Source organism: Propionivibrio sp., from assembly GCF_049316945.1.
In the GTDB taxonomy this organism is placed as follows: Bacteria; Pseudomonadota; Gammaproteobacteria; order Burkholderiales; family Rhodocyclaceae; genus Propionivibrio.
In genome coordinates, this window is sequence record NZ_JBMOJE010000014.1 from 44,432 (window position 1) to 67,964 (window position 23,533).

At 56.7% G+C, this 23,533-nt stretch carries 10 protein-coding genes; 3 read left to right on the forward strand and 7 right to left on the reverse strand.

What is annotated here, in order from left to right:
• The first annotated feature begins 37 nt into the window (after window positions 1-37).
• The 3 genes from ACOYNV_RS05285 to ACOYNV_RS05295 are packed head-to-tail and all read left to right on the forward strand — an operon-like array spanning window position 38 to window position 3,322.
• Complete coding sequence (locus ACOYNV_RS05285) at window positions 38-1,270, forward strand: hypothetical protein (protein ID WP_422898706.1); 1,233 nt, start codon at window positions 38-40, stop codon at window positions 1,268-1,270.
• On the forward strand, window positions 1,267-2,160 hold the full coding sequence (locus ACOYNV_RS05290) for a hypothetical protein (protein ID WP_422898707.1): 894 nt from the start codon (window positions 1,267-1,269) through the stop codon (window positions 2,158-2,160). Before ACOYNV_RS05285 ends, ACOYNV_RS05290 begins: the two co-directional genes overlap by 4 nt.
• Window positions 2,161-2,200: 40 nt before the next feature.
• Window positions 2,201-3,322 carry an SAM-dependent methyltransferase gene (locus ACOYNV_RS05295; RefSeq protein WP_422898708.1) on the forward strand — a complete coding sequence of 374 codons (1,122 nt, stop codon included), beginning with the start codon at window positions 2,201-2,203 and terminating at the stop codon, window positions 3,320-3,322.
• On the opposite strand, the gene ACOYNV_RS05300 is transcribed toward ACOYNV_RS05295, so the two are convergent.
• The 7 genes from ACOYNV_RS05300 to cysC all read right to left on the reverse strand — a co-directional run bounded on the left by ACOYNV_RS05300 (window position 3,323) and on the right by cysC (window position 22,631).
• Window positions 3,323-5,377, reverse strand: coding sequence for a heavy metal translocating P-type ATPase (locus ACOYNV_RS05300; protein WP_422898709.1), 2,055 nt, complete (start codon window positions 5,375-5,377; stop codon window positions 3,323-3,325).
• A 2-nt stretch (window positions 5,378-5,379) separates the two neighbouring features.
• Window positions 5,380-9,945 carry a beta-ketoacyl synthase N-terminal-like domain-containing protein gene (locus ACOYNV_RS05305; protein WP_422898710.1) on the reverse strand — a complete coding sequence of 1,522 codons (4,566 nt, stop codon included), beginning with the start codon at window positions 9,943-9,945 and terminating at the stop codon, window positions 5,380-5,382.
• 8 nt (window positions 9,946-9,953) lie between these two features.
• Window positions 9,954-10,628: a DUF1439 domain-containing protein gene (locus tag ACOYNV_RS05310; protein ID WP_422898711.1), complete on the reverse strand. Its 675-nt coding sequence runs from the start codon at window positions 10,626-10,628 to the stop codon at window positions 9,954-9,956.
• Between the two features lie 325 nt (window positions 10,629-10,953).
• A complete protein-coding gene (locus ACOYNV_RS05315) occupies window positions 10,954-11,697 on the reverse strand; it encodes a thioesterase II family protein (protein ID WP_422898712.1) in 744 nt (247 codons plus the stop codon).
• Window positions 11,698-11,711: 14 nt separating this feature from the next.
• A complete protein-coding gene (locus ACOYNV_RS05320) occupies window positions 11,712-12,221 on the reverse strand; it encodes a YcjF family protein (protein ID WP_422898713.1) in 510 nt (169 codons plus the stop codon).
• A gap of 13 nt (window positions 12,222-12,234) precedes the next feature.
• On the reverse strand, window positions 12,235-20,733 hold the full coding sequence (locus ACOYNV_RS05325) for an amino acid adenylation domain-containing protein (protein ID WP_422898714.1): 8,499 nt from the start codon (window positions 20,731-20,733) through the stop codon (window positions 12,235-12,237).
• A 23-nt stretch (window positions 20,734-20,756) separates the two neighbouring features.
• The gene (gene cysC, locus ACOYNV_RS05330; protein ID WP_422898715.1) at window positions 20,757-22,631 is read right to left on the reverse strand and encodes an adenylyl-sulfate kinase; all 1,875 of its coding nucleotides are present in this window, start codon (window positions 22,629-22,631) and stop codon (window positions 20,757-20,759) included.
• Between the last annotated feature and the right edge of the window lie 902 nt (window positions 22,632-23,533).

Genomic DNA, 23,533 nt, shown 5'->3' on the forward strand with positions numbered 1-23,533 from the left:
AACGCTCATCTCGGGTATCTTCCAGGCCCGTTTATACATGAAATTAAAATTGTTGGATAAACCTGCCAATAACAAATGTATCTTTCCATCACACTTACGCTATAGACCATTGACCATTTCTGTCTTGCGACAGAATCGATTTCCAATCATGACCCCACCCGAACATATTGCCTCACTGACCCGTTTGCTCGGTTTGGTGCGATATCTGCCTTCACCCGAAAACTCACAACCCTGGGAGATTGTGGTGCGTGGCCTCACCCTGGAAGTATTCCACCACGGCGAACGCGATCGTATCGGCGAATTTCCGGATGATCTGGCGGTGGTGGGAATTGGCATGATGGCCGAAGCCATTGACTTGGCAGCCAGTACCGAGGGTTACGCCAGCCATGCGGAATATTTTCTTGTAAATCGTAACGATAGCCAGCCCTGGTTACGGGCGACGCTACAGTACGATGGACGCGCTGCCGCGCCCCTGTCCGCAGGCCTGGGTTTGCGCCATAGCGATCGCCGTCGCTTTGCTGGTGGCAATCTGGCTGATCCGGTGTTCCAGGAAGTACGCGAGGATGCGGCTGGCATCAGCTGTGCATCGCTTTATCTGAGCAATCAGTATTCTTGGGAATTCTTGCAACAAAGCCGCTGGGGCGACGAATGGTTGTTCCAGATCCCCGAGGTACGCCAAGATTTCATGCGCTGGGTGCGTTTCACGGACAAGGCGATGCAAAACAGCCGGGATGGCCTGCCATGGCGTTCATTTTTGCGTTATCCCCAGCGCCGTTATCATTGGCTGCAATCGCGGCTATGGTGGCTAGGCATTGCCCTGGACTGGTTTCCTGCCTGGATGATGCGGCTGGAAGAATTTCTTTTTGACGATTCGGGCAACCCCAGCCCGAAACATTATGACGATGGTGCCTGCGTCGGCTGCGTTACGGTTGCGTCCGGACAAGCACAAGACTTGGCTGCCGCTGGTCGTCTGGCCTTACGGGCTTGGCTGTTGCTTAATCTTCGAGGCTACGGCTTTCAGATCATGACCAATTTGACTTCGATCGTCTATACCCTGCATCAGGGGCATTTACGTTATGCAGCCGTCATTCCTGAACTGGCCCGTGGCTATGCGGTATTGCAACGGATGTTCGGTTTTACCAGTGCGGAATTGCCCATCATCTGCTTTCGTGCCGGCTTGCCGATTGCTCCCTATCCGGACAATGCCCGCAGTCTGCGGCGCGAGCATCTCGTGCGTTTTGACAATACCACCACCGGAGCAAAGGTATGAGCGCAAAGGCAGGCAGCGCGTATGGTGGTTGGCGCATCACCCGGCTGGCGGCAGCCGACGCCAGCCCGGTATTTCTCGCTGACAAGGAGCATGATGTCACGCACGAGCACCCGGCTTTGCGCCTGATGGCTTCGAGCCCGACCTTGTGCGAAGGTTATTGGCCATTTCGCCCCACTTTCGAGCCTAAAGTCATTCTGGGTGGCACTTGCCTGTACACCGCTGCCTGGTGCGTGCATTTTGCTGCCGCGCCGGGACAAGCCGAGCCCCGACCCTTGTCGCTGGCCTTGCCCGGTGACCTTAACCGTATCAAGACGATGGTTCAGCAGCGGCGCCGCCCAATCACTGCGATCCAGATTCCCACCCAGCCGGGACGCTACCACCGTCTGCTCATCGCCTGGCAATCGCAACTGCTGGCCCGTTTCCCCAGCGTGGAAACGGTGCATTACACCCTGCCCGTAAATGATTATCACGGCTACATCATGCACTTTGAAACCCTGTTGGGGCAGGAACTTCCCGGGCTGCATGCTGCCCTGGATCAGTACGTCGCCGGCCTGCAAGCCTTCATGCAGCAGACCTGGAGCGCCGAACAGATGGCCAAGGTTCGGTTCGATATGCCTGGTGTGCCGGAGCTGAAAAAGGCGGATACCAAATCCCGCGAAAACGATTTGAAACTTTATTTTTCCGTCCTTAACCAGCCAGGGGTGATGGGCATGGAAGACCTGGCGGAGGTGGCACTTGCCCATGAAGTAGCAAAACGAAGTGGGGTCTTGATTCCATGCGCCGTGTGCGTCACGTCCTTGCCTGACCCTTACCATTTGCGCGATGACGATACCTGCGCCAGCCATTTTTCCACCCTATCGGAGCTGGGTTCAGCGGCCATGATAGCCTGAGTCGCCGAATTATTTGTAACTTATCAACCAAGGCCAAGAAATGCACCAGGATGAACATTTGCAGTCAAACACCCAGCCATCCACGCCAGTGGACCGACGGATCTGGGAAAACCAGGTCAGGTTGTGGCCTTGTGTATCGGACTATGGCATTTTTGACGAAATTTCCTACCAGATAATGACCGACGACGACTTTCGCAAGGAGCAATACCTGCGGGCGATACATCGCTTCGTGAAAGACAAGGTAGCCGTGGATATTGGCACCGGTCCAGACCTGGTGTTGGCACGCATGTGTATTGAAGCCGGTGCCAAGCGCGTCCATGCCATTGAAGTCGGCGTGGATGCTTACCAAAAGGCAAAAAATCGCGTGGATGCCTTGGGATTGGCAGACCGGATCATGCTCCACTTAGGGGATGCCCGGCAGATACAATTGCCGGAACAGGTGGATGTGAGTGTGTCGGAGGTGATTGGAATGATAGGCAGTTCCGAAGGCGTGGTGACCATCCTGAATGGTGGTCGGCGCTTTTTGAAGCCGGATGGGGTTGTAATTCCGTACCGCTGCGTGACCAAAGTGGCCGCTGCCGCCCTGCCTGCCCCATTTGCGGATCACCCCCACTTTTGTGCACAAGCCCAGGCCGATGCAGCAGACATTTTCCGCCAGGTCGGCCATCCGGTAGATCTGCGGGTGTGGATCGAACATTTTCCAGTCAGCCACCTGCTGTCAGACGCAGGCATCTTCGAAGACCTGAACTTCCAAGATTATCTGCCGGAAGAATGGCGGCAGGAGGTGGTTTTGGAAGTGACCCAGTCCGGCAGAATGGACGGTCTTTTATTGTGGATCGAGCTAAACCCGGGCAAGGGGCTGGTAATCAACAGTCTGACGGATGTCAGCAGTTGGTGGCCGCTTTTCTTACCCGTGTTGGACCAGCCAACCATGCTGAATCCGGGCGATCGCATTGCCTTTGTCAACCATACACACTTGAGCGAAGACAACTTCCGTCCCGAGTACCTGATTGATGGGAAGATCATTAAAGGCAACGGGGAGGTGATTGCGTTTGCGTACGAGTCAACTCTCTACAAGCGTCGCTTTCGGCAAAACCGCTTCTATCAGCAACTATTCGACGCCAAATCATGGTCGGTACCACCAGACCAACTGCTTCCCTGACTACTGCAGGGTGTCTTCGTTTTCCTGTGAAGATAACGGTGCATGGGTTGGTTTGTGTCCTCGCAGCAGCGGCAAGGTGGCGACGGTGACTCCCGCTGCCGCGCTTGCCATATAAAGTGCCAAAACGTAGGGCATACCCAGTCCAAATAGCAGAACCCCACCCATGCTGGCGAAACTGGGGATGGCAACGGCAGCCGTGGTGATTTTGTGCTGACGGTTGTATTGTTCGGCCAGTTCGATGACATCCAGCAGTTGCAGCAGATTGCCTCCCATCAGCACAATCTGCGCGCTGTCGCGGGCAATGTCAGAACCATCCTGAATTGATACGGACACTGCAGCACGCTTTAGAGCGATGGAGTCGTTGATACCGTCGCCCACGAAACAGACGCGCCGCCCTTCTGCGTGCAGGCGTTCGATGACCGCAGCCTTTTCCTCCGGCAGAGTCTGGGCATAAAACTCATCCACGCCGAGATCGGCGGCAAGTTTGCGCACTGGTTCGACATGATCGCCTGAAAGAATGAGAACACGCAAACCACGTTTCTGCAGACGATGGATGACCGTAACCGTTTCGGGGCGGAGGGTTGGGGCCAATTCCAGCACTCCGGCAAGGCGGTCGTCCACTGCCACACAAAGCAGTGAGTGTCCAGCCTGGTGCGCAGAGTTTTCCATCGGGGTAAACCAGTCATCCAGGAGCACTCCCTCATGCACCATGAAGCGACGGCTGCCAACTTTGATGTGACGACCGGCAACCTTGACCGACAGGCCCAGGCCGATATGGTATTCGGCTTCGTCCACCGAGTGCAGGTCAATGCCACGATCCCGTGCTACGGCTTGGACCGCGCGGGCAATAGGATGGCTTTGGCGAAATTCAGCGGTGGCGGCAAAGTGGATGATTTCGTCTTCGGAATAACCATCGCAGGGAAAAACCCGCATTACATGCGGCTCACCACTGGTAAGTGTGCCGGTCTTGTCGAACACCACAGTGTCTATGGTTTGCAATTGTTCAAGCGATCGTCCGTCCTTTACCAACACGCCACCACTGGAGGCTAGATGCAGGAAATTGAGCATGGTCATTGGCTGCATGACGCGCATGACTTCGGAGAAGTTGGAGCTTAACGCCAATCCGCAGGCATAAGAACCACGTGCCACCAGGGCAATGCCGCTGAGTGCGACAGTCGGAGTAATGCTGTTGTTGGCGACAACTTCCCCGTGGGTCTGGATGTCGCTGATGTAGGATTCCGTCCGATCAAGCGCGAGGGCAATGTTGGCAGCAATGGTGTCCGCGCCGGCTTGTTCAATTTTCACGGTAACCCGTCCCGCTACCACCAAGGTCGTTGCCATAACTCGATCGCCAACGGCTTTTTCCTCTGGCTGCGATTCACCAGTTAGCATGTGCTGGTCGATGGTTACCAGACCGTGAACGATGACACCATCGACCGGGACAATTTCGCCGGTATTGACGACGATCAGGTCTCCGATCTGGAGTGTGTCGAGCTTGACGCAGATTTCTGCACCATCCTTCAACAGCCAGACATCCTGCTGTTTCGAGGTAAACAGATTGGCAAAGCGCTTATGGGTTCTATCGCGGGTCTGGAGCAGCATCTTCTGCGAGCCGATGTAAAAGCACTGCGTCAGGGCGCTCAGGGCATAGAAGCCGGTGCCGATGCCCATAAGGATACCGATGGTGTCCAGGTAGACGATGTTCTTTTCGCGGTTCTTGATTCGCCGAACAAGTTCCTGAAACATGGACTCGCTCGCCAGCGCCAACGGAATCACGCTGACCAGTCCCAGTGGTGGATATAAGAACAATCCGGCAGCAGAAAGCGCAAAGGCCGTTCCACCATAGGCCAGGTAACGATCCATTGCTGCTTCTTCCTCCTTGTTCTGGGCCTCCCGTGCCTTCGCCTCCTCTTCTTCTGCACTAATGGTTGCCAGTGCGGTCGATTGCGGTGGATGGTTGGACTCGGTTTGCTTCTTCCTGGCGATAGATTTCTTGTAAGCAGCAACACCGCTGACGGTTGCGGCGTACAGTGCCAGACCAATCAGATGAATCATGCCTAGATCTCCCCTTCTTCCCGGTCTTCGCTTGTTGCCAAAGTATCCCGTTGCGCGCGCGTTGCTTCAATGAGAGTTGCCGTATCAGCAATCGTCGGTCGCTCAAAAAGTGATGTCAAGGAAAGCTCCAGGCGGAATGTCTTGCGCAACTGCGCCAGCAATTGGGTGAGTAACAGCGAATTGCCACCGAGTTCAAAAAAACTGTCGTGAATGCTGATGCCATCAATACCCAGCAGGCGCTGCCACAGACGGGCCACTTCTTCCTCAGTGGCATTGTCGGGTGCGACATACGCGCCCAAGGTTGCCGGGCGGGCATGCCGGGTAGAGGCAGCAATCGGTGTATCGACTGCAGGTGTCAGATCAATCCATTGATGAATGCGTTGCGTTAGATTGCCAGTGGAGACGACGATGCGGTCGCAATCCACTGTAGCGAGTATGCGCAAAAAGGCGTCGCAACCCTCATCCGCTGTCAGGCCCAGTTCGGCAACACCGGCACCAGCCCCTGTGATGTTTTCTGTTTCGAAGCGCCATCCCTCCCAATTGACGCTGAGCCAGCGCGTTGGATGGCGCCGGTTGTGATCGAGCGCAATAGCATCAAGGTAGGCATTCGCTGCTGCATAGCCAGTAAAGCCCAAACCACCCAGGATCGACGAGAGCGAGGAACACAGCAAGCAAAAGTCCAGCGGACGCTCGCCCAACGCCTTTTCCAGCACCCGTGCACCCTGGAGTTTGGGGGCTAGCTGGGCCGTGCAGAAGCTGCGTGTGCTTTCGCCAACCGTTGCAAATGAAGCAGCACCAATCAATCCGGCGGCATGAATAACACCATGTAAACCACCATAGTCACGTTCAATTTCGCCAATCAGTCCGGTCATGGCGTTCGCATCGGCTACATCCACGCGGACAACGCGCACCGTGGCACCCAACGCACGCAGTGCCCGCACTTGGCGTACACGCTCACCAGTCCCATCGTCGAACCAAGGTTGGCGCGTGGTCAACACCAATCTTGCGTTGGGCGCATGGCTGGCGATCAGGTGCGCCAAGGCCAAGCCGATATTTCCCAGGCCACCCGTAATCAGATAGACACCAACAGCGCGCAATGTTGGTTGGGGTCCGGCGGCCAATTCAGGAAGCACAAAAGGCTCAAAGCGTTCAACATAGCGTTTACCCGGGCGCAAGACTACGGCGCGATCATCGGCATGCCATTCCGCCATCAAGGCATCAAGCAAACGCTCGCGTTGCCACTTAAGCGGTGGGGGGATACCAATATCCAGCGCTCGGCAGCGTAGGTTCGGATACTCCTGGGGTATTACACGCAGCGGTCCGAGCACAGCCGCCTTGGCCGGTGCAATGGGGGACTCACCCACGGGGAATAAGGCGCTGGCCACGACCGTAATCGCCATTGATTCGGAAAACATGCGCCGCCCCAGAGCCTGGCCTAGCGCGGTGATGGCGTAAAAACCACACTCCAGCAAAAGTTCGTCATCACCAGTTTCGTTCGTCAGAAGTCCCAGATAGACGATATGCTGCGGGGATTTTCCCTGGTCGGCCAGTGTATTGAGCACGGAGTCCCATCCGGCGGCGTTGGAGGTGGCGCAATTCACTGCGATATCAACGCTCGCTCCGGCAGCTTGCAAACGCGTGGCCAAGAGGGATGCAAACGGGATTGCGGCATCGCCGCCACCTGCCAACAACCAGTGCCCCGTCAGTTTGTCGATTTTGCGGGATGGTGCTGGCAAGGGGGCTTCTTGCCAACTTGGCCAGTAAAACCACTGCGCCGGATCGACCAGCTTACCAACTTGTGGGCTGGCCGCTGGCGAGGCGACCGATGCGCGGGTTTCCCGTTTTGTCGCATCAGCCCAGTAGCGTTGATGGTCAAAGGCGTAGGTTGGCAAGGGAATCCGGCGGCGCTTTTCATCCAGGTACATTTGGGCCCAATCGATGTCCACGCCCAGGGTCCACAGGCGTGCGACGGCCTGGGTAAGATAGCCTTGTTCGTCAATTCCACCGGGTTTGGTCGTAAAGCCCGGCGTTAATGCGACGGTAAAGCGTGGATCGCGCATGCAGGCCACCGAATCCAGATTGGCAGGTCGTCCGCTTTGCATCAGTGAAAATGTGGTCATGATACGCCCTGGACTGACTTCAAGCAAAACGGCATCCTTGATGCCGAAAATGCCTTCAAATCCCCGCACCAGATTCAATGTTTGCCCAGCCAGCCGGATGTAATGATCGGGGTCAATGGCTTCTTCCGCACGTATCCAATCGCCCGTAACACAGGACATATATGCAATTGTGGGCGGTTTAAATCGTACCTTTTGCAGTTCAATCCGATACGGTGCAATAAACGGCTCCATGAATTCCGTGTGAAACGGATAGCCGAGCGGGACATCGATATAACTGGCACCTTGTTCTTCCAGGCGTTGCTTGAAAATGCGCATGGATGCATCATCGCGGGCACCAACAACGCATTGGCGTGGCGCGGTGACTATGGCTAATCCAACGCCCGGCGTTAACAAAGAACGTACTGTGTGTTCGGGTAGCGAAACGGCTACCACTGGCCCTGGTGTCAGTACCGACAACAAGCGCGAACCGACCACTGCCAGCATCATCGCGTCTTCGAGTTCGATCACGTCAGCCAAACAGGCACAGACATATTCACCCAGGCTGTAACCCAACATCGCCTGCGGCTTGACACCGAGCGCCAACCAGAAGCGCGCTAGCGAATATTCGACGACAAAAAGCAACAAGGCCTCGGGGGTGGTATCGAAACCCGTGTTTTTGCTCCCCTGTAAGCTCGCAACGATATCGACGCCATGCTTGGTACGGGCTATTGCAGCGCAGCGGTCCACTTCGCGTCGGAACAAGGGTTCATCGCGATACAGTTCGCGCGCCATACCATCGTAGTAGGCATCCTGACCGGGAAACAGGAACACCACGGTCGGTGGGCGTTCCGGTGCATGGGCACGTGGGCGTTGTTCGGCTTGGGACTTCTGATGGGTGTCGCTTAAGAGTGAAAGAGCCTCGGTCGCATCTCGCGCTACCAGTGCCTGTCGTTGGCGGAAGGCGCGGCGACCGCATTGCAGCGTATAGACGACATCGGCGAAAGTGCTCAATGGCGTATCGCGCAAATAATCGGCAAGTCGCTGGGCATTGGCATTCAGGGCAGTGTCGCTACGTGCTGCCAGCGGCAGTATGCTCCACGGCCGCTGGGTGCCGCCGTCCGGCAACGGTGGCGCAGCTTCTTCAAGCACCACGTGCGCATTGGTGCCGCCAATGCCAAAAGAACTGACTCCAGCACGACGCGGTGTTCCGTGCTGGTCGGGCCAATGCCGCAACATGGCATTGACATAAAACGGGCTGGTTTCAAGCCCCAAACGAGGTGATGGTTGCTTGAAATGTAACGAAGGTGGAATCTGCGCGTGTGACAGACTCAAAGCCGTCTTGATCAGGCTGGCAGCGCCGGCAGCGGTGTCAAGGTGGCCAATATTGGTTTTGACCGACCCCAGTGCGCAATAGTTGTTGCGCTGACTGCTGGCGCGAAATGCTTCGGTGAGCGCCGTGATTTCGACCATATCACCAAGATCAGTACCGGTACCGTGGGTTTCTACATAGCCGATGCTGTCGGCAGCGATATCGGCCATTTGCAACGCTTCGCGAATCACTGCAGACTGGCCTTCTACGCTGGGAGCGGTATAGCCGACCTTGAGAGCGCCATCGTTGTTCACCGCAAAACCGCGAATCACCGCATGAATGGTGTCGCCATCAGCCACCGCATCTTCCAGGCGCTTGAGCACCACCATCGCCACGCCATTGCCATCCAGCGTGCCTTGCGCGGCGGCATCGAAGGCACGGCAATGACCGTCGGGCGACAGGGTTCCGCCAGGATGAAACCAATAACCCTGGTCTTGCGGCAGATGGATCGAACAGCCGCCAGCGACCACCATGTCGCATTGGTAGGACAAGAGACTTTGGCAAGCCATGACCGTGGACACTAGTGAGGTCGAGCAGGCGGTGCTGATGTTGATGGCCGGACCACGCAGATCAAGCTTGTAGGCCACCCGTGTAGCCGCAAAATCCTTGTCGTTGCCCAAGGTGAGATGCCAGCCGCCCATGGTTTCGATCAAGTCGTCGCGTGTTGCAAGGTTGTGTAACAAGTAGCCATTGAGGCCAACGCCACCGAACAGGCCGATGCGCAGCGTTGATGCGGCTTTCGTTCCAGGTGCGTAACCCGCATGTTCCAGAGCTTCCCAGGCACACTCCATCATTTGCCGATGTTGCGGGTCGAGTACTTCGGCTTCGCGTGGCGGCATGTCGAAGAAGCCCGCATCGAACAAATCCGCGCCTTCCAGTACACCGCAAGCTTTGACATAGTTGGGATCGCGAAAACTTGCATCAGGCACACCTGCTGCACGCAACTGCTCATCGCTGAAAAAGGTTGTTGATTCAACGCCCTGAAGCAGATTTTGCCAAAATTGCCGTAAATTGCTGGCTCCCGGCACGCGCAGGGCCATGCCAATGATGGCTACACCGTCCTGGATGTATGGATTGTCATTGCCTGGTGTTTCGGTCATTGCAATCACTACTTGGTACCCAGAATTACCACAAATTGCCCTTCTGTCACCGTGACTTGTTTGACTTCGAGTTTGAGAATTTCCCCCTCGTTCTGGGTAGGTGGCAGGATATACACCGGGTTGGCTGCTGCGTATTCCTTCATTGCAAATGTCAACACGCTGCGCGACAGGTTAGTGAGTGCTGCGGGGATGCCAGGGATACGCACATCGCCAACCACCGGATCGATCAGATAGACACCGCGATTTTTTCCATCATAGTGCAGGCCAGTTTCCACTTTGAATTCCCCTGACACCGGCTTTGCCACGCCTGGCAGGGTGAGGCTGGCACTGGCGTTGGCGTGAACCCGGCTGCCATTGTCCGGAACCGCGACAGTGACTTTTTTCAGAGTGACCTCTGCTGTGTCTTGGTATTTTTTAGACAGTGGCAGTACAGGATCAAGGCGTTTTTGCGCTTCTGCCGGGGTGAATCTCACCTCAAAACCCTTGTCTGGAATGTATTTAAAAGCGTGAGCCCCGGAAGACAACAGCAACAGTGCGCTGATGCACAAATACTTTTTCATCGTAATACTCCTTGGATGATTGAATCGGTTGAACTGTTTGGCTTCCCACTTAAAGTGGGACAGCACCGCATTGTGACAAGCTCCGGGATACTCCCAGTCAAAGCCAAAACGCTCCTGATACAATAGCTGTTCCCGCTTATGCCATAAGGCCTATAGCCCGATTTGCCATGCAAAAACACCCGGCAACGGCCCGTTTTGATACCTCGTGGTGGTTTCTGGCATCGCCTTGCCCCGCTTTGAAGGGCAAAATTCAAGGTAAATCTGGCTGTACGCCTTATGTACCAAGCGGGAGTAGCTATGTTTTTTGCAAAGACAGCGCTACAGACGTGGGAGTGGCGGGAGCCACGATATTCACGCCTTGCGGCGCTCCAAGAGGAATCACATCCAGCCTGCACGGAAATGACGATGCCTTGCCTGTCCCGCCTTAAGTGGGAAGCCAACTGTTTGATCAAACGCACTTCAGATCACCTGCCAGCGTTGGCAGAAAATCAGACGCTGTGCGGGCAAAAAAATGGCCCCCGTCAAAACTGCGGAGGGCAAAACCGTTTTGGGCAAAACGCCGCCAGCCGCCAACGGCAACGGAGTCGGCCGCGTGATCCTGTTTGCCTGCATACGCCAAAATCGGGCAGGTCAGCGCTTGATTTGGCACGGCATGTTCAACCAGGCCAATATCGGCGCGCAGTATCGGCACCAACATTCGCATCAGTTCGGGATCTCCCAGTACGATGTCAGGCAAGCCGCCATAACGCTGCACGTACTCAAAGAACTCGGCATCCGGCAAACGGTACGCGCCAGGTAGACCAGGTGGCACGTCAGGCGCGCCATGGGCCAACGCCAAAAACAGGTCGGGCGCTGGCGCGCCGAGCGCTGCCAAGCGGTGGCACATGGCAAAACCGACCTTGGCCCCCAGGCTATAGCCTAGCAGGTAATACGGACGGTCAAGTTGTGGCAAGATGGCCTGTACCAGTTCTTCGACCAATTGCGCCAGGTCGGTACGGCAAGCCTCGGCCATGCGTGTTTCGCGGCCCGGATATTGCACCGGCACCACGGCCAGATTCGCAAGTGCCTTGCGCCAGGGCAGGAAGAAAGAGGCTCCACCGCCCGCGAACGGTAAGCAAAACAGGCGGTGACTGGCCAGCACACTGCCGAAGCCGAACGGGAACCAGGATTTGTGGTTGGTGGTGTGATTCATGGAAAATGCCCCAATCAGGAGGCTGGAGCTGTAGGGGCTAATGTGTGCGCGAAGTTCTTTCCTTCGTCATACGATTGACGAAAATGCTTGCGCAACACCGTTTTGTCACTGCTCAAAAACGTGCCGCCCGACTCGTAGTGTCGCTGAAAAATCTTGCCCACGGCAAAAACGGCTGCACCGTTGGTTGTGGACAGGAACGCGATGTACGTCGCATGGCCAACAATAGGTAATGTTTTTACTGCCGCATGCAGTTTGGCCGCAACAAAGAACGGTGCCACCGAGCCAATCAGGGAAATCAGTACCTTGTAGGCAACCAGCTTGCTTGGTACCGGAAAGCGATAGATCTCGGCAAGATCTCTGATCATCTTGACTTCGATGCCCGTCACACCGACCGCTTCCAGCAGAAACGAGGGCACAAGACCAACCCCCATCGCGGCAATGACATGGTTTCGGATACAGTCATTGGCCTGGGTCCGGACCATGGGATCAATATCGTCGTTGGGCACTGCGGTGTCGGTTGGCATGGGTGTGGCTCGCTCAAGTCGGGTGCATTCTACCTGCCAGCAAAAAGTCCGTGATTGCTGCTGCCACTGCAGTTGTGGCTGGGGTATGCAACATGGTTAGATGGTCACCAGGTACCACGACAGAACGAACCGGTTCTGGCAGGTAAGGATTCCAGCCAAAGTCGTCACTGGCGCGCACGGGCTGCGCTGTTGCTGCAACCAGGTGCTCCGGTTGTTCATTGGCCGAACGCAGCAACAGCGTGCGCGGGAAATCAGGTATGGGATTTGTTACAGATACTTCGTAGCGTGCGCGCAAATTGGCCTTGTAGACATCGACGAAGCCGCGGAAAAACTCCAGTGGTGTTCCTTCGGGCAACACGCCGGTGGCGATCAGGCGTGCATGCACGCAGGCAAACTGTTGCGCAACAGGCAGCGTGGACAGTTCTTCTACATGGAAACCAGTCTCGACACCATACATATGGCTGGCAATCTGCGATACCTGCGCCAGCCACTGTGCATCGCTCCAGTCACGCCCGGTTGGTTCAAAATATTGTGGTGCCGGCGTGTCCAGCAGGATGAGCGCTTCAACCGGTTCGTCGGCAGCGATCAGTTGTCGAGCCATTTCGAAGGCAACCAGTCCGCCAAACGAATGTCCGGCCAAGCGTCTTGGAGCCTCACCTTGTTCGTTGACAATCGTCTTTATGTAATGCGCAGCCAGTTCCTCGACTGACTCCAGAATCGGCGTATGCCCGTCCAGTCCTGGCGGTTGCAACGCGAAAAAGGCACCATGCGGCGCCCATGCAGCCGCCAATTCGTTGAGATACACAACGTTGCCACCGGCACCAGCGACGCAGTATAAAGACTGCTCCATCGGCCCTTGCCGTACCGTCACCAAGGACGATCCGGTGTAGGGCGCGTTGGGGTCGCGCAGCAGTCGCGCCATGGCAGCAACACTGGCGGCCTGGAACAGGCTTGCCAGAGGCAGCGTTCGGCCAAATTGTTGTGCCACCCGTGCCATCAACCGGACGGCCACCAGCGAGTGCCCACCCAAATCGAAAAAGTTGTCGTGGATGCCAATGGGTGTCACATGCAGCACTTCTTCCCAGATGCGGCTCAACACCAGCTCGGTAGCATCACGTGGCAACACCCGTTCATTTACATCTACACGGAGTGCGTCATCAGGCACACGCAAAGCCTTGCGATCAATCTTGCCGTTGGGCGTCAGCGGTAACTGTTCCAAGGCAACGAACAGGCTGGGTACCATGTAATCGGGTAACACGTCGCGCAGTGCCTGGCGTAGCATTTGGCGATCGGCCTGTGCACCGACGTAATAGGCTACCAGACGGGCCTCGCCCTGGGAATTCTGGTCCAAACCAATGGCACACACGGTTACTCCCGGCTGTTGTGCCAGCACATGCTCAATCTCACCCAATTCGACGCGGTAACCGCGCACCTTGATTTGCTGATCGCCACGACCAAGAAACTCGATGCGACCGTCAGCCAGGTAGCGGGCACGATCACCCGTCCAATACATGCGCCCACCCAACATAAAGGGATCGACCAGGAAACGTTCGGCGGTCAGATCCGGGCGGCCCAGATAACCTTCAGCCACACCCTCGCCGGCAATGAACAGTTCGCCGCTGACACCAATGGGCTGTGGCTGTTGCAGGGCGTCCAGGATGTAGATGCGCGTGTTGCCGATGGGGTGGCCGATCGGCACAGTAGCCCTGGCAGTGTCGTCGGGGTCTACCCGCCGCAAGGTGGACCAAACGGTGGTTTCAGTCGGTCCGTACATATTCCACAGACTAGCGCAGCGGCCCAGCAGTACCTCGCCCAGACTTGTGGGCAGGGCCTCGCCGCCACAGAGAATTTTGAGCTGCGGCGCGCCAGCCCAACCAGCCGCCAACAGCAAGCGCCAAGTGGCCGGGGTAGCCTGCATCAGGGTGATATGCTCATCGATCAGGGTCTGCATCAACGCTGCCGCATCGCGCGTCATTGCCTCGTCGGCCAGCACGATGCGCGCACCGACGGACAGCGGCAGGTACAGTTCCAGCACGGCAATGTCAAACGAGATCGTAGTCACGGCCAGCAGCGTGTCGTGCGCGGTCATGCCGGGTTCGCGTTGCATGGATTCAATGAAATTGACCGCCGCCAAATGGGAGATCATCACGCCTTTGGGCCGTCCGGTCGAGCCCGAGGTATAGATCACATAGGCCAGGGCTGCTTTGCTGGAAGCAATTTTTTCCCTGTCTGCTGGTGCCATCCTGACTGCGGCATCGGTTTGCGGGGCATCGACGCAAACCACCGCATAGTCTGCGCTGGACAGTGCATCGGCCAATACCGTTTGTGTCAACAGCACGCCAACGGCAGCATCCTGCAACACATAGCGGATGCGCTCTGCCGGGTAATCGGGGTCCAGTGGAACATAGGCATTGCCTGTTTTCAAAATCGCTAGTAGAGCGACTGGCAAGTCAAGCGTGCGGCGCAGGCACAGCCCGACCATGCCACCACTGCCAACACCACATGCCCGCAGCCGGTTTGCCACAGCCTCAGCGCGGGCATCGAGTTCGGTATAGCTCAGGCGCCCATCCCTCGCCTGCACGGCAATCGCCGTGGGTGTGCGCGCCACCTGCGCCTCAAACAAGCCGTGCAGCGTTGCGCACCCACCGTGCACCTTCTGCGTCGCATTCCAGTCGGTCAGCAGCAGTTGGCGCTCGGGGTTGGACAGCAGTGGCAACTGTGCCAGCGTGCCCGGTGATGCCGCGACGATATTGCCCAGCAAGGTCTGGAAGTTGGCAGCCATGCGTTCGATAGTCGCAGCATCAAACAAGTCGGTGGCGAATTCAAACATGCCATTCAGCACGCCGTTGCGGTCGGTAATGGCTAGTGTCAGGTCATACTTGGCGATAGGCTGCTGTAGCGTGATTTCCTTCACTTCCAGGCCGGTCAAGGCCGGTATCGTGGCCGGCGCGCTTTGCAGCGAGAACATGACCTGAAACAGCGGTGAGTAACTCAGGTTGCGCTGCGGTCGCAGTTTTTCAACCAGTTGCTCGAACGACACATCCTGGTGCGCGTAAGCCTGCAACGCCAGTTGCCGTACCTGGGCCAGATAATCGTCAAAGCGTTGCACCGGATCGACTGCCAGACGCATGACGATCGTATTCATGAAAAATCCGATCAAGCCTTCGATTTCCTTGCGGCTGCGGTTGGCGGTGGGTGAGCCGATGACGATGTCAGTCTGACCGCTGTAGCGCGACAGCAGGATGCCAAAAGCCGCCAACAGCAACATATACAGCGAAACCTGGGCCTCGTCAGCAAACCGCCGCAAGGCGGTCGCCAGTGTGTTGTCGAGGGCAAAGGCCAAGCTGCAGCCAGCAAAGGTCTGGATGGCTGGACGTGGCCGGTCGGTTGGCAGTTCCAGCAGGGCCGGTGCACCGGCCATGCGCCCGCGCCAATAATCCAGCTGACGCTGCAAGCGCTCGCCGCTCAAGTAGCTGCGCTGCCACTGTGCATAATCGGCGTATTGCACCGGCAATGCTGGCAATTGGGCATCGGTGCCAGCCGCCAGTGCGTTGTACAGTTTGCCCCATTCGGCGACAAGAATGCCCAGTGACCAGCCATCCGACACGATGTGGTGCATATTGACCACGATCACATGCTGTTGCGCGTCCAGACGTAACAGACGGCTGCGAAACAGCGGGCCACGGGCCAGATCGAAGGGCTGTGTTGCCTCTTCGCGCACGCGCCGCAGCATTTCCGCTTCATGCTCATCGCCAGCCAGCGAAGACAAATCCTCCACTACCACAGGTGTCCACGGCTCGCGCAGCATGACCGCCGGTTCATCGCCCTGGGTGGTGAAAAAGGCCCGCAGCCCCTCATGGCGTTGCACGATATGATGCAAACTTTGTAGCAAAGCGGCCTCGTTGAGCGAGCCGTACAGCCGCAGCGCAACTGGCATGTGGTAAGCGCTGCCCGCACCTTCCAGTTGGTCAAGAAACCACAGCCGTTGCTGGGCCAGTGACAGCGGCAGCGCCGCACTGCGCACATGCGCTGATAAAGGCAAAATCGGCATTACCCCGTCCGGAGCCGTGCGCACATAGCCAAGCGTCTGGGCCATTTGCCAACTGGCATCGCCCAGAAAATCGGTGCGGTAGATTTTGCGCCAGCGCTCGGCAACGCCGGGATCAATCTTCTGGTGGGTGTGAAACTTGATGTCACCGAGCATCTTGGATTCCCGGTAAATACCATCGGTCATGCGCTGCTGCTTGCGCTCGCCACCATAGATTTCCAACATCTCGGGCGTGAAGGCAATGCCCATGAAGTCGCACAGATGCCTGGTGGATGCTTCCGGCTGGCGCGTGATGTCCTCGAAACTGATGGCCATCTGCCGCTCGGGCGGAATGGTTGCCAGAAATTCAACAATATTGCGATGGCTTTGCAGCCAGATCAATTCTGCCAACTCGCGTACTTTCAGGTCATGGGGATAGCGGAAAAAAATCTGGTTCAGCCGCGCCTCCTCGAACGAGCTGATCATGCCGTATGGGTGGCGATGCAGGTGCAGATACAAGGGCCTTTCAAAATACGCTTCGGCTCGCTGCATCACGCCCACATCCAGCGCGTATGACGGTGATTTGTCCACCAGTATTTTGCCGCCAAGCCAGGATTGCAGTTCGCCGTAAAACTCCTTGACACCCATGTCGGCATCTTCGCGCTCGGCCATCAGGTCTTTGGCTGTGTCGGCATCGACCTGCAATGCTTGCATCACCGCCCTGAGCGTGCCCTCCAGCCAGAAGGCATCGCGCCCGGAGCAGACGCGGCGACGCTCACCCAGTGCCTCAAATCCCAGCAGTTCCAGCTCAGGCGGTGAAAACAGGGCGGGGTGGCCACCGAGCAGCACGCGCAGCAAGGTGGAACCTGAACGTGGTGGAGACAACACGAAAATGGCACGCGGATTCTTTGGTGCTAAAGGTTTTGGCACATAGGCTGGCAAGGGCGGAATCAGGGCGCGAAAACGTGCAATGGCTGCCTCGTCGATCAGCGCCGTCGCGGTGTCATCTTCCTGGACCAGTGTCTGTCCACCCAGGCGCGCGACGGCATCCGGGTAATTCACCTGCAGGAATTCGACAAACTGGCGGATCGTGGGGGCCTCGAACAGGGCGACCACGTGAACCACAGAGCGGATCTGCTCTTGCAGTTGGTTGATCAGAATGGCACCACGGATGGAATCGCCGCCCAGTTCGAAAAAATTGTCGTCCAGCCCAACCTGATGGATTCCAAGTGCTTCGCGCCACAGTTCAGCCAGCAGGAACTCCAGTTCAGTTTGCGGCGGTGCCGCCAGCGCGGTTACAGCCTCATCCTGGGCCGCTGCGGCGGCACGCTGCTCGACCAGCGCCGCCAATTGCTTGCGGTCGAGCTTGCCATTGCTGGTGAGGGGAAAGCGCTCCAGTGGGTGCAACGCTGTCGGCACCATGTAATCGGGCAGTTGCTGGCGCAATTGCGCCCGCAAGGCGCTGGGCAATGCGGGATCCTGCCACGCCGCAGTAACCACGTAAGCGATCAGGCGTGCGCCGACAGCCTCCTGCCGTGCTTCGACAAAGGCCTCGCTGACTCCCGGAATCGCCGCCAGACAGCTCTCGATTTCGCCCAACTCGATGCGAAAGCCACGAATCTTGACTTGCAGATCGATGCGCCCAAGGTAGTCAAGCCGTCCATCAGCGCGCCAGCGCGCCAGATCGCCGCTGCGGTATTGCCGTACCGGCATGGCTTGGTCCAAGAGCGACGGTTGATTGACAAAACGCTGCGCCGTCAACTCAGGCTGGTTCAGGTAGCCTTTGGCCAACCCGGCACCGCCCACCCAGATTTCACCTGCAACGCCAATGGGCACGGCCTGGCCATAGCGGTCCACGAGTTCGATCGACAAATCCGGCAGGGCGCGGCCAATCACGCTGCCACCGGCGCTGATGTCGGCAGTGGTAAGTCGCTGGTAGGTGACGTGGACCGTGGTCTCGGTAATGCCGTACATATTGATGAGCTGTGGCGCCTCTAGTCCTCGGCGCTGAACCCAGTTCTGCAAGCTGCGCGGGTCAAGCGCCTCGCCGCCGAATATCACCCATTTCAATGCCAATGCTGGTGCTGCTTCAGCCTGCAAGCGCCGGTCGGCTTCGATCAACTGACGGAAAGCCGACGGTGTCTGGTTGAGCACCGTCACACCCGCGTCGGCCAGCAGGCTGAGGAATTGATCGGGCGAGCGGCTGATGGCGTAGGGTACGACTACCAGTCGTCCACCGTACAGCAATGCGCCCCACAGCTCCCAGACCGAAAAATCAAAGGCGTAGGAATGAAACAGCGTCCAGACATCACACGGGCCGAAACCAAACAGTGATTCGGTCGCGGTGAACAGGCGCACGACATTGGCATGGGTAACTTCCACGCCTTTGGGTCGTCCGGTCGAGCCCGATGTGTAGATCACGTAGGCTACGTCTGTCGGCGTGCTTGCGTCAATGACAGCGGCATCATCCTCTGTTTGCCATTGCGCATCGGCCAGATCAACCAGACTCGCTCTTAGCGGAGGCAGCGCCCCGAGCACTACGACTACTTGTAAAGCGCTGTCCTCGGCCATATAGCGCTGGCGGTCTTCGGGATAGGCTGGATCCAGTGGCACATAGGCCGATCCGCATTTGAGGATCCCCAGGATGCCAATGACCAGTTCGAGTGAGCGTTCGGTACACAAACCGACCCGATCACCACGCTGCACGCCGAGTCGGCGCAGGTGCGCGGCCAATTGGTTGGAACGCCGTTCCAGTTGCCCATAGCTCAGGGTCTGCTCGCCAAAGCGCACGGCACAGGCATCGGGACGCGTCGCTGCGATGGCTTGAAAGCGCTGGTGTAGCGGTATCGATGCATCAAAGTGACCGACTCCACCGCGCCATTGCCGCAACTGGGCGATCTCATCGCTGCCAATGTACGACAGTTGGCGTATGCCACAGTCCGGCGCGGCGAGCAGACTGCGCAACAGGCGTTGATAATGGCCGACCATGCGCTGAACCGTGCTGGCCACGAATAAATCGGTGTTGTAACGGAAAAAGCCTTTGATTCCATTGGCAGTTTCTTCAAGACTCAGCACCAGATCGAAGGGTGCATGCAGGCTCTCCATCGGTTCCGGCGTGATGCGCAGACCCTCCAGCGTGACTTCACCCAGCGGCGCGTTTTGCAGGGCAAACAACACCTGAAACAGTGGCGTGTGATCCAGATTGCGCTGCAAATCGAGCGCTTGCAGTATCTGCTCGAATGGCATGTCACCGTGCTCAAAAGCACCCAGGGCCACTCCCCGCACCCGTGCCAACAACTCGTGAAAACCGGGATTACCAGACAAGTCCAGCCGCAGTGCCAAGGTGTTGAGAAACAATCCGATCAGCCCTTCGGTCTGCGGATGGGGCCGGGCACCGGTAGGTGAGCCTATGACGATATCTTCGCGGTCGGTGTACCGGCACAGCAGCACACCAAATGCCGCCAGCAGCAGCATGAACGGTGTCACCGCCGCCTCTCGGGCCAATTGCACCAAGCGAGCCGATAAATCAGCATCCAGTTGAAAATGTTCGGCTGCGCCGCGATTGCTGCGCACCCGTGGCCGGTGCAGATCGGTGGGCAGTGGCAGCACCTCCGGGGCACCCGACAGCTGCTGCAACCAGTAACTGCGCAAGCGTTCAAACCGGGTGCCGCTCAAGCGTCGGCGTTCCCAGTGCGCATAGTCGGCATACTGGATCGGCAAAGGTGGCAGCACGCCAGCCGGATCGCAAGCGGGATCGGCTGCCAGAGCACGGTACAGATGCGACAGTTCATCGACCAGAATGCCCATCGACCAGCCATCGGCAATGATATGATGCATGGTCAGGATGAGCACATGTTCGTTGGCGGCCAATTCCAGCAAACGCGCGCGCATCAGTACGTCACCACGCTGTAAATCAAACGGGGTCAGCGCTTCGTGGCGGATCAGTTCACGCACATGCTGCGCTTGCTGTTCTGGCGCTTGATTCGTTATATCCTCCAGCCGCAGTGTGCTGTGTCCCTTAGCCAAATTCAGCGCGACCTGGACGGGTTCCTTGCCTTCGATGCGGAAGGCACTGCGCAAGACCTCATGGCGCTCGATCAGGGCCACCAAAGCATCGCGCAGGGCTTCGACATGTAAAGGGCCGTGCAGGCGCAGGGTCATTGGCGGTACGACAAAGGCCGCTGAATTGCCATAATCCAACTGGTCGAGAAACCAGAAACGTTGCTGCGCGGAAGACAACGGCAAGCCTTGATCGCGGGACTGGCGCGCAATGGGGGCGTCAGATTCAGGATCCACAGCGATAACAGCAGTACGCTGTGCCAACAATTCCATCAGTGCCGATTTATTGGCAACAATGCGATCCAGCCATTGCTTGTCAAGCACGCCTTTGGGCGCGCTGTAACGCAATTTGCCTTCTTCGATACGCAAGCGCACATCCAGCGCTTCCAATTCTGATATCAACGACAGTACACTTTGCACACGCATCCTCACTCTGGAATACTAAACATTTAAGGCGCGATCAGGCGCACTAACCCTGATACCACCTGCTCAATCGACTGCGCACTGCAGTCAGCCACAAAACCCGGCGATTCCGGTGCCTCGTATGGACTGCTAAGGCCTGTTAGGTTTGGCAACTCACCGGAACGTGCTTTCTTGTATAAACCTTTGACATCACGTTGCTCACAGACTTCAAGCGGCGTGCTGACGTACACTTCGAGGAAGTTTTCAGCGCCCACCAGATTACGCGCCATTTCCCTCTCACGGCAAAATGGAGAAATAAAAGCGGTCAATACGATCAAGCCTGCATCCAGCATCAAGCGTGCCACCTCGGCGATGCGCCGTATGTTTTCAACGCGATCAGAATCCGTAAAGCCAAGGTCCTTGTTCAACCCATGACGAATATTGTCACCATCCAGTAAGTACGTTCGTAACCCTCGGCTGTGCAGTTCACACTCCAGTGCATTCGCCAGCGTTGATTTGCCGGCGCCAGACAACCCGGTGAACCAGACAACTTTCCCAGCATGATTATTAAGACGCTCGCGATCCTGGCGCGCAATCGACACCTCCTGCCGATGAATGTTATGCGCCCGACGCAAACTGTGGCGGATCACCCCTTTTGCAACTACCTCATGATTCAGACAATCGAGCAAAACGAACGTACCAAGCTCTGGAGTTTGTGCATAGACGGTAAAGGCAACGGGCCTGTCGAGGGCCAGATTGCATACAGCGATTTCATTCAGATGCAAGGCTCTAGCGGGTTCATGTGCCAGCGTATCCGTGTTGATCCGGTACTTGATGGTGGTTATGGAGGCCGTCACCCGTTGCGTCGCCAGTAGGAGTTCATAGGTGCGACCAGTCATTCCTGCGTCATTTGCCATCCACACCAAGGTGGCTTCAAACTGGTCGGTCGTCTCCAGTGGCGTATTTGCACAGGCCATCACGTCGCCGCCCGTGACATCAACTTCGCGATCCAGTCGCAATGTAACGGACGCTCCCGCAACGGCTTCATCCAGCGGGCCGTCCAGGCCAATCATTTCACTGACGTGCGCACGCTTGCCTGATGACGTCATACGTATCTCATCTCCAACGCGCACACGGCCTGTCGCAACTGTACCTCTATAGCCACGAAAATCGAAACCGGTTTGAGGGTAATGAACCTTTTGTACGGGAATCACCAAGCGCTCGTCACGCCGACGTGTGGGCAGCGCGGCTTCGAGAAACTCACTCAGTGTCGGCCCTTCGTACCATGGTGTATGTGCCGAATGCGTTACAACGTTATCGCCATTCAAAGCACAAAGCGGAATCGCAATGACTGATGCGCCTCCTACCAAGCGTGCAACAGACTCGAACTGCACTGCAATATTCTGGAAGGCATCCACATCAAAGCCGACCAAATCCATTTTGTTAATGACCAGCGCAACGTGAGGGATGCCGAGCAGTGACAGCAATAACGCATGGCTTCGAGTCTGCGTCAGCAAACCGTTGCGGGCATCAACCAGCAGGATCGCAGAGTAAGCTACCAGGGATCCCGTCACCGTTTGGTGTGCAAGCTGCGCTTCACCCAATGTATCGGTAATAAGAAAACTGCGTTGTGCAGTCGCAAAATAACGACAATTCCCACCGAAGGTTGTGCCATGCTTGCGCATGACAGGGTGGCTATCCTTCGATTCCTGCAGATCCTGTAGCAAGAAATTGACCAAAGTACTCTTGCCATCTCCCACATTGCCACAGACAACTGTTCGCAACAGATCCTGATTGCCTGACAGAGAAAGGGACTCATCAATGGAACGAATGGAACCTGTTCTATGCCCCATGCTTTTTCTTTCCAAGTCGTTGTTAATCTGAAGTTCCTCGCGAATTTTTCCAATTTTGGCATGGTTCAAATCCAATGAGCTTCTTGCAAAAGTCCCTGCGTAGCGGGAATCTTCGCGAAGTTCATTGATGAGAACGAAGTAAGCAGGCGGCCATCTCTGGCATGATCACATGCGTCAAAACCTTAATCACACCTGCCATGGCAAACGATAGCACAAGTAGCCTGCCTCACCAGATTATGGGTCGTTGGAACGTGGTGCAGCGCGAATTGATTCCGGAGCCCCCGAGTCAAAGTGTAATTGAGTCTCCACTTACGCGGAGGGTCACCATCGTAAAGTTGTGCAGTAACAGCTACGCTTGGGCGAAAAGCGACATGGTTCAAATCCAGTGAACACTTTTGTGTGGACAAATCACTCGACGAGATATTAGACTTGTTCCCGCTGTAGTTTCCTTTGAAATCATAAGGTTAGGAGCCTTAATGATTCCGCCTTTTGGGCAGTTTTGGCGGTTTTTGATGCAGCTCGCTAAATATACCAACGGTAACTCGTTGTTTTTAAACAAGATGTCACCGGGAACAACTCTATTGAATACACGTTCATCGCCCCAGCACTGGAGCGCTTGATGGTGATGACCGACAGTGTAGAAAAGGTTCGCTTGTATCGGGCGTCCTTGATGTTTCAGGTTAGCGGGTACGACCACGATCCACGAGAGTTGCCCGAAATGGAGGTGCGGACGTATTTTCGGGCACTGACGCAACAATGGCCCCAGAGAGTGGCCCAAACTGTGGGAGACAGATAGGACAATGGGCGTGGTTCAGAAACCCCTGTTTTCGGGTAACACAGACGTGCCACTCCCTCCTTCAAAAGTTCGGGATTTTCGCTAAATTCGGGAATTTTCGGGGCTTATTTCACCCCCGCTGTGTCAAGCCCGCAGCGGTTGCGGCAGCCCAAATCCAAGCAGCGTGAGCCAATGC